This window comes from Burkholderia sp. BCC0397, from assembly GCF_902832865.1.
In the GTDB taxonomy this organism is placed as follows: domain Bacteria; phylum Pseudomonadota; class Gammaproteobacteria; order Burkholderiales; family Burkholderiaceae; genus Burkholderia.
The window spans coordinates 67895-81583 of record NZ_CADFDL010000017.1 but is presented as its reverse complement, the minus strand read 5'-3'; the positions used below and the strand labels follow the sequence as shown (position 1 = coordinate 81583).

At 69.1% G+C, this 13689-nt stretch carries 13 protein-coding genes and 4 pseudogenes; 13 read left to right on the top strand and 4 right to left on the bottom strand.

The genetic code is table 11. The annotated features are described in order from the left end of the window. Position 1: 1 nt before the first annotated feature. The 4 genes and pseudogenes from HWX03_RS32775 to HWX03_RS32760 all read left to right on the top strand — a co-directional run. Positions 2-720 (top strand): annotated as a pseudogene (locus HWX03_RS32775) (ABC transporter transmembrane domain-containing protein); the annotation flags it as partial. A 171-nt stretch (positions 721-891) separates the two neighbouring features. Beyond that, the gene (locus HWX03_RS32770) at positions 892-1419 is read left to right on the top strand and encodes a hypothetical protein (RefSeq protein ID WP_175874117.1); all 528 of its coding nucleotides are present in this window, start codon (positions 892-894) and stop codon (positions 1417-1419) included. 66 nt (positions 1420-1485) lie between these two features. Continuing rightward, on the top strand, positions 1486-1929 hold the full coding sequence (locus HWX03_RS32765; RefSeq protein ID WP_347879545.1) for a glycosyltransferase family 9 protein: 444 nt from the start codon (positions 1486-1488) through the stop codon (positions 1927-1929). Next, entirely contained in the window at positions 1919-2869 is a 951-nt protein-coding gene (locus HWX03_RS32760) for a glycosyltransferase family 4 protein (RefSeq protein ID WP_175874116.1), read from the top strand. The genes HWX03_RS32765 and HWX03_RS32760 overlap by 11 nt, the downstream gene beginning before the upstream one ends. Positions 2870-2907: 38 nt before the next feature. Here the strand turns inward: HWX03_RS32760 and HWX03_RS32755 are convergent, their stop codons facing one another. Next, the gene (locus HWX03_RS32755) at positions 2908-3957 is read right to left on the bottom strand and encodes a sigma-54 dependent transcriptional regulator (protein WP_175874115.1); all 1050 of its coding nucleotides are present in this window, start codon (positions 3955-3957) and stop codon (positions 2908-2910) included. 341 nt (positions 3958-4298) lie between these two features. On the opposite strand from HWX03_RS32755, the gene HWX03_RS32750 reads away from it, so the two are divergent. Continuing rightward, a complete protein-coding gene (locus tag HWX03_RS32750) occupies positions 4299-5666 on the top strand; it encodes a sigma-54 dependent transcriptional regulator (protein ID WP_175874114.1) in 1368 nt (455 codons plus the stop codon). 77 nt (positions 5667-5743) lie between these two features. Here HWX03_RS32750 and HWX03_RS32745 read toward each other — a convergent pair. Continuing rightward, a pseudogene (locus HWX03_RS32745) lies at positions 5744-5869 on the bottom strand (PIG-L family deacetylase); the annotation flags it as partial. A 104-nt stretch (positions 5870-5973) separates the two neighbouring features. Here HWX03_RS32745 and HWX03_RS32740 point away from each other — a divergent pair. Continuing rightward, the gene (locus tag HWX03_RS32740) at positions 5974-8280 is read left to right on the top strand and encodes an ATP-binding protein (RefSeq protein ID WP_175874113.1); all 2307 of its coding nucleotides are present in this window, start codon (positions 5974-5976) and stop codon (positions 8278-8280) included. A 22-nt stretch (positions 8281-8302) separates the two neighbouring features. On the opposite strand, the pseudogene HWX03_RS32735 reads toward HWX03_RS32740, so the two are convergent. Both HWX03_RS32735 and HWX03_RS32730 read right to left on the bottom strand, forming a co-directional pair. Beyond that, positions 8303-8524, bottom strand: a pseudogene (locus HWX03_RS32735) (SDR family NAD-dependent epimerase/dehydratase); the annotation flags it as partial. Further along, a pseudogene (locus tag HWX03_RS32730) lies at positions 8519-8671 on the bottom strand (glycosyltransferase family 1 protein); the annotation flags it as partial. The pseudogenes HWX03_RS32735 and HWX03_RS32730, both read right to left, overlap by 6 nt. 244 nt (positions 8672-8915) lie before the next feature. Here HWX03_RS32730 and HWX03_RS32725 point away from each other — a divergent pair. The 7 genes from HWX03_RS32725 to HWX03_RS32695 all read left to right on the top strand — a co-directional run bounded on the left by HWX03_RS32725 (position 8916) and on the right by HWX03_RS32695 (position 13637). Further along, complete coding sequence (locus HWX03_RS32725; protein WP_175874112.1) at positions 8916-9317, top strand: BON domain-containing protein; 402 nt, start codon at positions 8916-8918, stop codon at positions 9315-9317. A gap of 27 nt (positions 9318-9344) precedes the next feature. Beyond that, positions 9345-10373 (top strand): SDR family oxidoreductase, encoded by a 1029-nt coding sequence (locus HWX03_RS32720; RefSeq protein ID WP_175874111.1) that lies wholly within the window; start codon positions 9345-9347, stop codon positions 10371-10373. A gap of 27 nt (positions 10374-10400) precedes the next feature. Beyond that, entirely contained in the window at positions 10401-10700 is a 300-nt protein-coding gene (locus HWX03_RS32715; RefSeq protein WP_174389227.1) for a DUF2795 domain-containing protein, read from the top strand. A gap of 60 nt (positions 10701-10760) precedes the next feature. After that, positions 10761-11327, top strand: a complete 567-nt coding sequence (locus HWX03_RS32710; protein WP_175874110.1) for a hypothetical protein — start codon at positions 10761-10763, stop codon at positions 11325-11327. Between the two features lie 127 nt (positions 11328-11454). Continuing rightward, positions 11455-12312, top strand: a complete 858-nt coding sequence (locus HWX03_RS32705) for an SDR family oxidoreductase (RefSeq protein WP_175821401.1) — start codon at positions 11455-11457, stop codon at positions 12310-12312. A gap of 40 nt (positions 12313-12352) precedes the next feature. After that, a complete protein-coding gene (locus HWX03_RS32700; RefSeq protein WP_175874109.1) occupies positions 12353-12967 on the top strand; it encodes a DUF4142 domain-containing protein in 615 nt (204 codons plus the stop codon). A 58-nt stretch (positions 12968-13025) separates the two neighbouring features. Then, on the top strand, positions 13026-13637 hold the full coding sequence (locus HWX03_RS32695) for a hypothetical protein (RefSeq protein WP_175874108.1): 612 nt from the start codon (positions 13026-13028) through the stop codon (positions 13635-13637). Positions 13638-13689 lie beyond the last annotated feature (52 nt).

Sequence of the window (13689 nt, the reverse complement as noted above, 5' to 3'; positions counted from 1 at the left end):
CGTGCGTGACACGGCTCGACCCCGACCGCGGGCAACGCGTGCATGACGACCGGAATCGACGACCCGCCCATCAGGCACCGTGATGCCCCCGCAGGCCGCGACCGCCGCGACGCGCGCGGCCTGCGGCTGCGGATCACGGGCGAACTCTGGCGCGCGATCTGGCATTACCGTGCGCGCGTGCTCGCGGCGGTCGTGCTGCTGGTGCTCGCGAAAGCGGCGGCCGTCTCGGGGCCGCTGCTGCTCAAGGACATCGTCGACGGCTTCGGCCGCGCAGCCGGCCAGCCGATCGCGTGGCCGGTGCTGCTGCTGTTCGCGTATGCGGTCGTGCGCTTCGCGTCGAACGCGCTGAACGAAGTACGCGACATCACCTTCGTGCAGGTCACGCAGCACACGGTCGCGTCGTTTACCGTGCGCACGTTCGGTCATCTGCATCGGCTCGGCGCGCGCTTTCATGCGCAGCGCGAGACGGGCGCCGTCGTGCGCGACCTCGAGAAAGGCACGGTCGGCATCGGCTATCTGCTCGGCGTCGCCGTGTTCACGATCGTGCCGACGGCCCTCGAGATCGGCTCGGTGCTCGTGATCGTGATCAGCCAGTACGGCGGCGGCTTTACCGCGATCATTCTCGTCACGTTCGCCGTCTACGCGGCGTATACGGTCGTGTTCACGCGCCGCCGCATGCGTTACCAGCGGCGCGTGAACGCGCTCGAGGCCGAGTCGAATTCGCGGACGGCCGCGCGCCGCTCGAGGCGCTGGCCTTGTCCGGCCATGCGCGCGATCACGATCGCACGCGCGCGGTCGAAGCCGGTTTCCATGCGTACCTGACCAAGCCCGCGGTAGCGGCCGACCTGATCGCGGCGTTGCGTGCGCTCGCGTTTTCCTCCGGAGAAATCCATGCCGAACCTTCTGAGTCCGACGACACCCGAAGCCTTGAACGCGCGTCGCGGCGGTAGCGCGTTCGCCGACCGCCAGACCGCGGTGGCGGCCGTCGAGCTGCTGTTGCCGACCCTGGCCGCCGCGCTGCAGAGCGATTTCGTCGGCGACAGCGGTTGCCTGCACATCGTGATCATGGACCCGGCGCTCGGGCCGCACGACGCGGCGTTCGAGGACGCGATCTTGTATGAGTTTTCGCTGCCCGACCCGAAGGACTGGGACGCCGACTACCGCGCGTATGCGCGGGCCAAGGCGCGGCTTTCATGGGAAACGGGCCGCGACGGCCATGTCGTGCAGGCGCTCGAGCCGTACCGGCTGCGCGCGGGCGATACCAACCTGTGGGGCGGCGTCGCGCTCGGCGGCATCGTGGTCGGCGTGTCGGGTGCGCAGCCGTGGTTCGACGAGGCGTTCGCGGGCTGCATCGCGCACTGCCTGCGCGCGCTCGCGAAGCACCGCGCACAGGCAACGCCCGACGCGCTCGCGATCTGAGCGGGCCGACCGGGCCCGCTTTTACAGCCGGTTATAAAAAAGCCAGCGGCCTGACACCGGCGCCCGATGCGGCGCGGGCACACGCAGGCCGGCACGGTTTTCGCTGTACCTCATGCACGGATGGTTGTGGCGACAAGCGTCGCCGTCTGCCGGATGGCTTTCCGACATCGACATGAGGTGCTGCTCGACGACGTGCCGTACAACGTCGATCCCGCACGGATGCGCCTTGCGCCGCGCGCGCAGCTGCTGTTGTGCAACGACACGGGCGTCTCGCATGTCGCGGCGGCGCTCGGCACGCCGAGCGTCGTCGTCGCGTGCGGCAGCGATACGGCCCGCTGGGCGCCGCTCGACGCCGAACGCCATCGCGTGCTCGCGAACTACCCGGCGTGCCGGCCGTGCATGTTCGATACGTGCCCGTACGGGCACGAGTGCGCGACGGCGATCGGCGTCGGCGACGTGATCGGCCGGGCGGGCGAGCTGCTCGCGGAGGAGAGACGTCATGTCACGTAAGCGGTTGCGCGTGCTGACCTGGCACGTGCATGGCAACTACCTGTATTACCTGTCGCAGGCGCCGCACGATTTCTACATCGTGACGAAGCCGCAGCATCCGCCCGGCTATGCGGGCCGCGTCGGGCACCTGCCGTGGGGCGACAACGTGCACGAGGTGCCGGCCGAGTGCGTGCGCGACACCGCATTCGACTGCGTGCTGTACCAGCACGTGAAGCATTACCAGCACGACCGCCTGCGGCTGCTGAGCGAAGCGCAGCGCGCGCTGCCGACGCTGTTCGTCGAGCACGATCCGCCGCGCGAGCATCCGACCGACACGCTGCATCCGGTGCAGGACCCGAACGTGTTGCTGGTGCACGTGACGCCGTTCAACGCGCTGATGTGGGACAACGGCGTGACGCCGACGCGCGTGATCGAGCACGGCGTGCTGATGCCGGAAGGCGTCGAGTATCACGGCACGCTGCCGAAGGGCGTGGCCGTGGTGAACAATCTCGCGCGCCGCGGCCGGCGCCTCGGCGCGGATGTGTTCGAGGTCGTGCGGCACAGCGTGCCGATCGACCTGGTCGGGATGGGCTCGGCCGAACTCGGCGGGATCGGCGAAGTGCCGAACCCGGCGCTGCCGCAGTTCCTGTCGCACTACCGGTTCTTCTTCAATCCGATCCGCTACACGAGCCTCGGGCTCGCGGTGATCGAGGCGATGATGATCGGGCTGCCGATCGTCGCGCTCGCGACGACCGAGATGGCGCAACTCGTGAAGACCGGCAGCAACGGCGTGGCCGATACGCGGCCGGCCGTGCTGATCGACGCGATGCGGATGCTGATCCGCGATCAGGAACTCGCGCGCGAGTGGGGCGCGGCGGCCAGGCGCGACGCGTGCGAGCGATTCGGCATCGAGCGCTTCGTGCGCGACTGGGACGCGGCCCTGTGCGACATGACGGCGTAGCGACGGCGTGACGGTGACGGTGGCGTCACGCGCCGGGCTCAGGGCGGTGGCGCGGCTTGCGAACCGGGCTGCGAACCGGACGTGCTGCTGCCGGTCGCGGCATTCGCGCTCGCCGGCGCGCTGCCGCTGCCCGCATTGCGCTCGCTCTCGGACAGCAGCGCGAGGCGGTTGTACAGCGTTTTCAGGCTGATGCCGAGCGCCTTCGCAGTGCGCGGCTTGTCGCCGTTGAAATGCCGCAGCGACGCGACGATGAAGCGCTGCTGCGTATGCGCGAGCGTCGTGCCGATATGCAGCGTCATCGCGTTGTGGCGCACTTCCTCGCGCGGCGGCTGGCGGCGCGGCAACTGCAGTTCGATCTGCTCGTCGGCGAGGATGAACGCGCGTTCCAGCGCGTTGCGCAGTTCGCGCACGTTGCCGGGCCACGTGTATGTGCGCAGTGCCTTCATCGCCTGGGCTGACAGGCGCTTCCTCGTGCGGTGCCGCGCGTTCAGCCGTTCGACGATCTGCAGCGCGATGTCGCCGACGTCGTCCTCGCGCTGCCGGAGCGCGGGCACGTGCAGCGCGACCGGTGCGATCCGGTAGAACAGGTCTTCGCGCAGCCGGCCGCTGCGCAATGCCTCGACCGGATCGTGATGGGTGGCTGCGACGATCCGCACGTCGAGCGGAATCGGCTCGTGGCCGCCCACGCGCACGATTGTGTTGGTTTCGAGCGTGCGCAGCAGCTTGACCTGCAGTTCGGCAGGCATTTCGGCGATTTCATCGAGAAACAGCGTGCCGCCGCGCGCGGCTTCGAACATGCCGACATGCTGCGCGACGGCGCCCGTGAAGCTGCCTTTTTCGTGACCGAACAGTTGGGACTCCGCGAGGTCTTTCGGAATCGCCCCGCAGTTGACCGGAACGAACGGCCCGCGCCGGCGCGGGCTCATGTCGTGGATGAGCCGTGCGACGATATCCTTGCCCGCGCCGCTTTCGCCGACCACCAGCACACTCACGCGAGTAGCGGCGACGCGCGACACTTTCAGCAGCAAATCCTGAATTGTTCGCGAACGACCGAACAGTCGCGTGCCGTCATCGTCGGATTTCGACATGAAGTATGACCAGTTGGAAGTTTTGACCGAACGCGTCGGGATCAGGTAAAAAATGACGTGGCATGCGTCGCTTTTCACGTACTCAGGATACCTTTTATACCGATTCGACGACATTGAATCTGGCAATGCGGCCCGCGCCGGCAGATAGATTTATTCGATGAGCGGCGAATGCACGACACCGTTCTTCTATACTGCTAAGCACCTGTTTTCAGTGCAGGACAGCTTGTCTGCTCATTCGTGTGCAGCGTTGAAGATGCCGTCGTGGGCTCGGTGACGTGCATGACGCTGCATGTCGCGGTGCCGGCCTACGCATGCGCCGGGCCGCATTACAAGGAGCCTCGATGCCTTACGTCCTGATCGTCGAAGACGACGCCGATACGCGAACGATGCTGGCCACGCTCGCGCGCACGCAGCAGCTTGCGTGCGATACGGCCGCGACGCTTGAAGAAGCGCGCACGCTCGTCTCGACGCATACCCCCGATCTCGTGCTGTGCGACCTCGTGCTGCCCGACGGCAACGGGATGGATCTGTTCGACGCATTGCCCAAGCGCGGGCATTGCGAGATCGTGTTGACCACCGGCCACGCGAGCCTCGAAACCGCGATCGACGCGTTGCGGCGCGGCGCGACCGACTATCTGGTGAAGCCGCTCAACATGCAGCGGCTGAACAGCATCTTCGCGCGCGTGCCGCGCACGACCGCGCTGCACGAGGAAATCGCGGAGCTGCGCTCGGAGCTGCAGCGCCTCGGCCGGTTCGGCCGCATGCTCGGCAGCTCGCCGGCGATGCAGGCCGTCTACGACGCGATCGGCCGCGTCGCGCGCACCGAAGCGTCGGTGCTGCTCACCGGCGAATCGGGCACCGGCAAGGAGCTCGCCGCGCAGACCGTGCACGACCTGAGCTTGCGCCGCCGCGGCCCGTTCCTCGCGGTGAACTGCGGCGCGATCGCCGCGAACCTCGTCGAGAGCGAGATGTTCGGCCACGACCGCGGCAGCTTCACCGGCGCGGAACGTCAGCACAAGGGCTTCTTCGAACGCGCGGACGGCGGCACGCTGTTTCTCGACGAAATCACCGAGATGCCGGTCGAATCGCAGGTCAAGCTGCTGCGCGTGCTGGAGACCGGGCGCGTCACGCGGCTCGGCTCGACGCGCGAGATCGACGTCGACGTGCGCATCGTCGCCGCGACGAACCGTGATCCGGAAGCCGCGATGGCGGACGGCAAGTTGCGGCCCGACCTGTTCCACCGGATCAACGTGTTCCCGATTCCGCTGCCGTCGCTGCGCGAACGCGGCGACGACATCCCGATGCTCGCCGACGCGTTCCTGCAGCGCTACAACGAGGAGAGCGGCCGCAACCTGCGCTTCGCACCCGCTGCACGCGAAGCGCTGAAGACCTACGCATGGCCGGGCAACGTGCGCGAGCTGCGCAACTTCGTGCAGCGCGCGAGCATCTTCACCGATGCCGACGTGATCGACACGCTGCCGCCGCCGATCATGGACGAACTGTCGAGCATGGTCGATTCGCATGAAGATCGCGTGACGGTGCCGTTCGGCACGCCGCTCGAGGAAGTCGACCGCAAGCTGATCCTCGGCACGATCGCGCAATGCGGCGGCGTGAAGGCGCAGGCGGCCGAGGTGCTCGACGTCAGCCTGAAGACGATCTACAACCGGCTCGCGCAACTGGAAGACGAAACGGAAAAACCGGATTCCTGATGCGGCCCCGATCGCGCTCATGTTCCCGCTCATGTCCCTGCTCATGTTTCCGTTTCAGCCTCGCGGTGCGTGTCGCGCGGCGGGAGCCCCGCGAACACGGTGACGACGATCGAGCCGGGCGACTGCGCGAGCCGTTGCCCGCAACTGAAGACGGCATCGTCGAGATGCGGCGAGACGACGAGCCAGCGTGTCGGGTCGGGCAGGGCGGGAAAATCTCCGTCGTGAGCGGCCGGGCCGGCGGTGCCGATCGGCCCGCATGCGTCGTGCCCGCCGGCCGCTGTCGACTGTCCCCGCAGGAGCGTCTCCAATGACCGAAATTGCACGACCGCAGGCCGGAAATTACGCAACGGCCGTGATGCTGGTCGCGATCGCGACCGTGCTGCAGACGCTCGCGATCCGGTTCGGCGGCGTGAATTTGCCGTTCGTGCTGTATTACCCGCTGCTCGCCGGCGCCGCGTGGGCGACGTCGTTCCTGTTCGGCATCATGTCGACCGTGGTCAGCGGGCTACTCGTCTGGACGCTGTTCCTGTCCGATCCGGCCGCCTATCCGGCGCCGCTGCCCGAGCGGCTCGTGCAGCTCGGCACGTTCATGCTGATCGGTGCGCTGGTGTGCGCGATCGCGTCGATGCTGCATCACACGCGGGTCACGAACGAGCGCGCACGCCAGCGCGAGGCGGCCGCGCGCCGGCAGCTCGAAGCCGTGCTGGGCGCGCTGCCGCACGGCGTGATCGCGACCGATACGAAAGGCCGGCTCACCTATCTGAACGCGGCCGCGGCCGCACTCGTCGGCTGCCAGCCGGACGATGCGATCGGGCGGCCGGTGCGCGACGTGCTGCGGATCGTCGACCACGAAGGCCGCCGCGTGCCGACCACGCCGCTCGATCACGCGCTCGGCGGCGCCGCGGCGACGTCCGACCGGCACTGGCTGCAGGCCGGCAACGGCGATCCGGTGCCGATCGTCGCGGTCGCGTCGCCGCTTGACGATGCGGACGGCAATCTCGACGGCGCGGTGCTGTTGCTGCGCGATGCCGGCGCGGACCGTGCGCGCGTCGACACGTCGCGGCTGCAGCAAGCGGTCGTCGATGCGTCGCCGGACGCGATCGTCGGGATCGACGCCAGCGGCCGTATCGCGAGCTGGAACCCGGCTGCGCAGCGGATCTTCGGATACGGCGAGGCCGACGCGCGCGGCCGCAGGTTCGACACGCTGATCGCGCCGCGCTGGCTGAGGCTCAATCCGCTCGCCCGATCGTTCGACGCGATGCACGAGCCGGTCGGGCCGCTCGAACTGCTGTGCGTGCGGCGCGACGGCCGGCGTTTTCGGGCGACGGTATCGGCGTGCCCGGTGCATGGCGATGCGCGCGCCTGTGTCGCGCTGTCGCTGACGCTGCGCGAAACCGGTGCGCAGCGCCGCCGCGACCTGCGCGCGCAGCGCTCGCTGCAGGGCGCACGCCATGCGCGCGACCAGGCCGACACGTCGAACCGGCTGAAGGACGAGCTGCTGGCCACGGTGTCGCACGAATTGCGCACGCCGCTGAACGTGATCTACGGGTGGATCGAGGTGCTGCGCAACACCGGCGACCACGCGTTGCAGCATCAGGCGATCGACGCGATCGACCGCAGCGCGCGTTCGCTCACGCGGATGGTCGGCGACATCCTCGATGCGTCGTCGCTCGCGACCGGCAAGCTGCGGCTCGACGCGACGCCGGTCGACGTCGTGCGGCTGTTCTCCGACCAGGTCGGCACGTTCCAGACCGCCGCGTCGTCGGCCGGCATCCTGCTCGAATTCGACTGCGACGCGTCCGCGTGCATCGTGTCGGGCGACGCCGAGCGGTTGCGGCAGATGCTGTCGAACCTGATCTCGAATGCGCTGAAATTCACGCCGGCCGGCGGCAGCGTGACGGTCGGGCTCGCGCGCAACGACGCGCATGCGGTGCTGACCGTCGTCGATACGGGGCAGGGTATCGCGACGGAGTTCGTCCCGTACGTGTTCGACATGTTCCGCCGGGCGGACGATTCACCCGCGTCGCCGCGGCGGGGGCTCGGTCTCGGCCTGTCGATCGTGCGGCACATCGCGCAACTGCACGGCGGCCGCGTGACCGTCGCAAGCGCGGGCCGCGATCGCGGCACGACGTTCACGGTGACGCTGCCGGCCGGCTGGCAGCCGGCCGGCGCGATGGCGTGGGGGATCGTGCAGGCGGGCAGCCGTCGCGAGACGCTCATGCTCGATACGCAGCGCATCCTGATCGTCGACGACGATGCGACCACGCGCGCGAGCCTCACGGCCGCGCTGACCACGTTCGGCGCGGCCGTCGCGATCGCGTCGTCGGGCCGCGAGGCGCTCGCGATGGTGGCCGACATGCAGCCGACGGTCGTGCTGTCCGATCTCGCGATGCCCGACGGCGACGGCTTCTGGCTGCTGGATGCGTTGCGACGCGGCGCGACGAACGGCGACAGCGGCCCGCCCGACGTACGTGTGCTGGCCGTCACCGCGCACGCGGGCCTCGCCGACGAACGCCGCGCGCTCGAGGCCGGCTTCGACGGCTACCTGTGCAAGCCGGTCGACGTGCGCGAACTGGCGCACAAGATCGCGCACGTGACGAAGCGCGACGGCTGACGCGCGTCGCGCAGCGGCCGCGTCAGGTGGCCGGCGCCGGCCGGTTCCGCGTATGGACCCGGGCGAGCAGATGCGACGCGATTCGCGTGCTGCGCACGAGGTCGCCGGGCGTGTGGTGCGTGACCTGGCGTTGAATGAAGTACCGCGCGGTGTGCGCGAGCCCGTTCGCGAACGTCGTCGTCGCGCGCCAGCCGAGCCGCTTTTGCGCGGCGGCCAGATTCGGCCGCCGCTGGCGCGGATCGTCGCAGCGCGTGTAGACGTCGACGTCGAGGCCGCGCTCCGCGAGTTGCTTCGCGACGTTCGCGACATAGATGTTCTGACCACCGGCATCGACGCCGCCGATCATCCCCAGCGGCGACGCATGTTCACTGATCAACGCGATTCTTTGCATGGTAGTGCTCCCGGTATCGGGGCCGCGCACACGGGCCGCCGTCACCGGTCGCTCGGCAATCGGCATGCCCGCCGCATCGCGGGCAAAACCGCCTCCCGGTGCGCCGAAAAAATTACAACGCGTTGGATGAAAGGGCGTCCGATCGCGGTTTACCGCAGGCATGCGGCGCACGCGGCGCGGCACGCGACTTGCGCGACCTCAGTTCACCCGCCGGCCCGGCCGGCCCGATGAAAAGGAGGTCACGATGAAGGTATTCCAGCTGCAAGCTCGCTCCCCGCGCATCCGCCGCCAGCGCGCGCTGCGTACCGGCATGGCGGTCGCGATCGCCGCGGCCACCGCGTGCGTGGTCGTCGCGCCGAACGCGGTCGCCGCCGGCGACGACGCCGCATCGTCGTCGATGTCGTCGTCGCATTCGAGCACCGGCACGAAGATCCGCGACGCGACGATCACCACCAAGGCGAAGGCCGAGCTGGTCGGCACGAGCGGCCTGTCGGCCGGCGACATCCACGTGAAGACGCGGCACGGCACCGTGACGCTCACCGGCAGCGTGCCCGACGAACAGCAGCGCACGCAGGCCGTCGGCGTCGTGAAGCAGGTGGACGGCGTGCATTCCGTGCGCGACCAGTTGACCATACGGCCCAAATAACCGCGCAGCCGTAACAGGAGTCCAGCGATGAACTGCATGCTCAAACCGGTCGGCGAACAGACGATCGTGATCACCGGCGCGACCAGCGGCATCGGCCTCGTCACCGCGCGCAAGGCGGCACGGCGCGGCGCGAAGCTGGTGCTGTTCGCGCGCAACGAGGAAGCGTTGAACACGCTGTGCGAGGAAATCCGCCAGCACGGCGGCCTCGCGGTGCCAGTTGCCGGCGACGTCGGCAACCTCGAGGATCTGCAGCGCGCGGCCGCGAAGGCGGCCGACACGTATGGCGGCTTCGACACCTGGGTCAACAACGCGGGCGTGTCGATCTTCGGCACGGCGGCGGCCGTGCCGCTCGAGGATCAGCGCCGGCTGTTCGACACCAACTACTGGGGCGTCGTGCACGGCTCGCTCGTCGCGGCCGACCATTTCCGGCGCAAGGGCGATTTCCACGGCGGCGCGATCATCAACATGGGCAGCGAGGCGTCCGACGCGCCGGTGCCGCTGCAAAGCGCGTACGTCGCGTCGAAGCACGCGGTGAAAGGCTTCACCGATTCGCTGCGGCTCGAGATGGAGGCGGATCACCTGCCGGTGTCCGTCACGCTGATCAAGCCGGCCGCGATCGACACGATGTTCGTGATGCACGCGAAGAACTACATGAACGTCGAGGCGAAGCTGCCGCCGCCGATCTACGACCCCGATCTGGTGGCCGACGCGATCCTGTTCGCGGCCGCGCACGCGCGCCGCACGCTGTTCGTCGGCGGCGCCGCCAAGTTCACGTCGGCGAGCGCGTATCACGCGCCGCGCCTGTTCGATCGCGTCGCGGCCACGCTGTTCTCGCGCGGCCAGCGCACGGTGCGGCCCGCGCGGCCGCGCGATGACAACGCGCTGTACGACTCGCGCCACGCGCTGCACGAGCGCGAAGGCATGGAAGGGCCGGTGCTGCGCACCTGTGCGTACAACACGGTGGTGCAGCGGCCGAAGGTCGCCGGCGCGGTCGCGCTCGGCGCGGCGGCGCTGGTGTTTGCCGCGTTCGCGCGGGCGCGCCGGTCGTCCGCGTGATTTCGTTCGTTTTCCAAGGAGGCTTTCATGACATCCCGACAACATACGGGCCACGAATACAGCCACTCGCGCGCGCACGAAGGCGAGCGCACGCAGCAGGACCACGACAAGGGCGGCCATCAGACGGGCCACGGCAAGCCGCCGAGCCCGGTCGACGTGCAGAAGGCGCTGAAGGGGATGGACTACCCGGCCAGCAAGTCGGACGTCGTGCAGTGCGCGGAGCGCTCGCATGCGGCCCGCGAGGTGCTCGACATGCTGCGCAAGATTCCCGAGCGCGAGTACGACACGCCGGCGTCGATATCGAAGGAACTCGGGCGGCTGATGTAAGCGTCGCCCGTCGCGCCGCGTGCGGGAGCGCGCGGCGCACCCATCACGAGGAGCACGACCATGACGATGATCGTCGCAGGCCGTTTCACGACGTTCGATGAAGCGGAAGGTGGGGCGCGTCACCTCTACGAGCGCGCGTTCGGGCCCGACGACGTGTCGATCTTCTTCCTGAACCCCGGCGGCCAGCACGCGCGCTTTCCGATCGGCGGCGACGTGTATGCCGACACGGCGGCGAAGCCGGGCGGGCGCGGCGCGATGATCGGCGCGATCCGCGGGCTGCTGATCGGCGTCGTCGTCGGATTGATCGTGTATGCGCTCGGCTTGCACTACTGGTTCGTGCCGGCCGCGGGCGCGCTGGCCGGCGCGTATCTCGGCGCATTCGGCGGCGCGCTCGGCCGGATGCGCGGCGAGCAGGCCGAAGGCAAGGGCACGCTCGCGCAGAGCGACACGGGCGTGATCCTCGCCGCGCGCGTGACGCCCGACACCGCGCCGGCCGCGGAAGACGTGCTGCGCGCGACCGGCGCGAAGTCGATCGAGCGCGTCGAAGGCGACTGGCAGGACGGCGAGTGGCGCGATTTCGATCCGGTGCGCCGGCCCGACGAGGCCGCGTCCGGCGGCCCGCGCTGAATACGCCCTTTTTCCAAACGCTTGCAACGCCAACCGTCGAGACACGGCCGCCGCGTGCGGGCCGGCGTGCGCCGCGCGCGGCACGCCGCTTGCGCAGCATCGGCGGCATCCGTTCAAGGAGGAACCCATGACCACCGCACAGACCCCGCCGCCGCAGAAGCAGGCGCATCAGCCGGGCACCGAGCGCGACATGCACCCGAAGCCGCGCGATGAAGCGGCCGACTACGTCGGTAGCAGCAAGCTCGCCGGCAAGGTCGCGCTGGTGACGGGCGGCGACAGCGGGATCGGCCGCGCCGTGGCGATCGGTTTCGCGAAGGAAGGCGCGGACGTCGCGATCGTCTACCTGACGGAATCCGACGACGCGGCGCATACGAAGCAGCTGATCGAGCAGGCCGGCCGGCGCTGCGAGGCGATCGCGTGCGACGTCGGCGACCGGCGGCAGGCGCGCGACGCGGTCGCCCGCACGGTCGAACGGCTCGGCCGCCTCGACGTGCTCGTGAACAATGCGGGCGAGCAGCATCCGCAGCCGGGCATCGAGGACGTGTCCGAGGAACAGCTCGAGCGCACGTTCCGCACGAACGTGTACGGGATGTTCTTCTGCACGCAGGCGGCGCTGCCGCACTTGAAGCCGGGCGGGCGCATCGTCAACACGGCGTCGGTCACCGCGTATCACGGCAGCCCGAAACTGCCCGACTACTCGGCGACCAAGGGCGCGATCGTCGCGTTCACGCGCTCGCTGGCGATCGAGCTGGCCGAACGCGACATCCGCGTGAACGCGGTCGCGCCGGGGCCGATCTGGACGCCGCTGATTCCGTCGACCTTCACGCCCGAACAGGTCGCGAAATTCGGCTCGAACGTGCCGCTCAAGCGGCCGGGGCAGCCGGACGAACTGATCGACTGCTACGTGCTGCTCGCGTCGGACGGCGCGAGCTATATGACCGGGCAGACGCTGCATCCGAACGGCGGCTCGATCGTCGGCGGCTGATGCCGCGCTCACGCAAGTACCAGGAACAAGGAGACAGCAGATGAGACAACCCCACTGGACGATCGCGGCGCTCGCCGCCGGCGTGCTCGCCGCGTCGGGGCTCGCCCGCGCGCAGATGCCGAGCGAGCCGCCCGCGTCGAATGCGCATGTGCCGGGCGGCGTGATCAATCCGTCGTCGGGCGCGGCCGGCGCAGGCGACCCCGGCATCGCGAAAGCGCCGAAGGGCGTCGACGCGGAGTTCGTCGACAAGGCCGCGATGGCCGGCAAGGCGGAAGTGCAGGCCAGCCAGCTCGCGCTGAAGCAGGCGCAGTCGCCGGACGTGCGTGCTTTCGCGAAACGGATGGTCGCGGATCACGGCAAGGCGAACGCGAAGCTGAACGAAATCGCCACGCGCCAGGGCATGAAGCCGCAGATTGAACAAATCACCGATCCTGACGTGGAGGCGCTGCGCGGCAAGAGCGGGCGCGACTTCGACACCGCGTATCTCGCGGCGGCCGGCCCCGATGCGCACAAGAAGGCGGTCGCGTTGTTCGAAGACGAAGCGCGCGACGGCAAGGACGCGCAACTGCGCGCGTTCGCGCAGGCCACGCTGCCGACGCTCAAGCATCACCTGAGCATGGCGGAGACGGTCGCACGCAAGGTGGGTGCGCAATAACGCGCGCCCGGTTCACCCCTGGGCCGCACGTGCGGCCCGCTTTTTCGGAGAAGCAGTCATGGCCCAACGGCAATCGAAGCACGAAGGTATCCTCGAACTGCTCTGTCAGGCATACGAGACCGAGCTTGGCGGCGCGCAGATCTACGAGGCCGCGCTCCAGTGCGCGACCGACGAGGACCTGCACAAGGAATGGGAGAAGTATCACCGCGAGACGCTGCATCACCAGGAGGTGCTGCGCAAGGTATTCGACACGCTCGGCCTCGATCCCGATACGCAATCGCCGGGGCGCGCCGCGGTGGCCGCCACCGGCAAGTCGCTGGTGCAGGTGATCGAGCAGGCGAAGAAGCAGGCCGACCCGGCAGTCGCGCAGGTGGTTGCGGCCGAGTGCGTGGTGTTGGCCGAAACCAAGGACCACCTGAACTGGGAGCTGATCGGCTATGCGGCCGACCAGTTGCCCGACGGTGACGCCGCGAATGCGCTGAAGGCCGCGCACGACGAGGTCGAGGCCGACGAGGATCATCACCTGTATCACACGCGTGGCTGGGCGCGCGAGATGTGGATCGAGTCGATGGGCTTCAAGGCGGTGCTGCCGCCGCCGGAGGAAGTGAAGAAGGTGGAGTCCGCCGCCGATGCGGCACGTGCCGAGCGCTCGCGCGGCAAGATGATGTAACGCCCGGGCGGGCGGCGGCGCCTCGGCCGTCGCCCGCGCGTCTTCGTCCAGT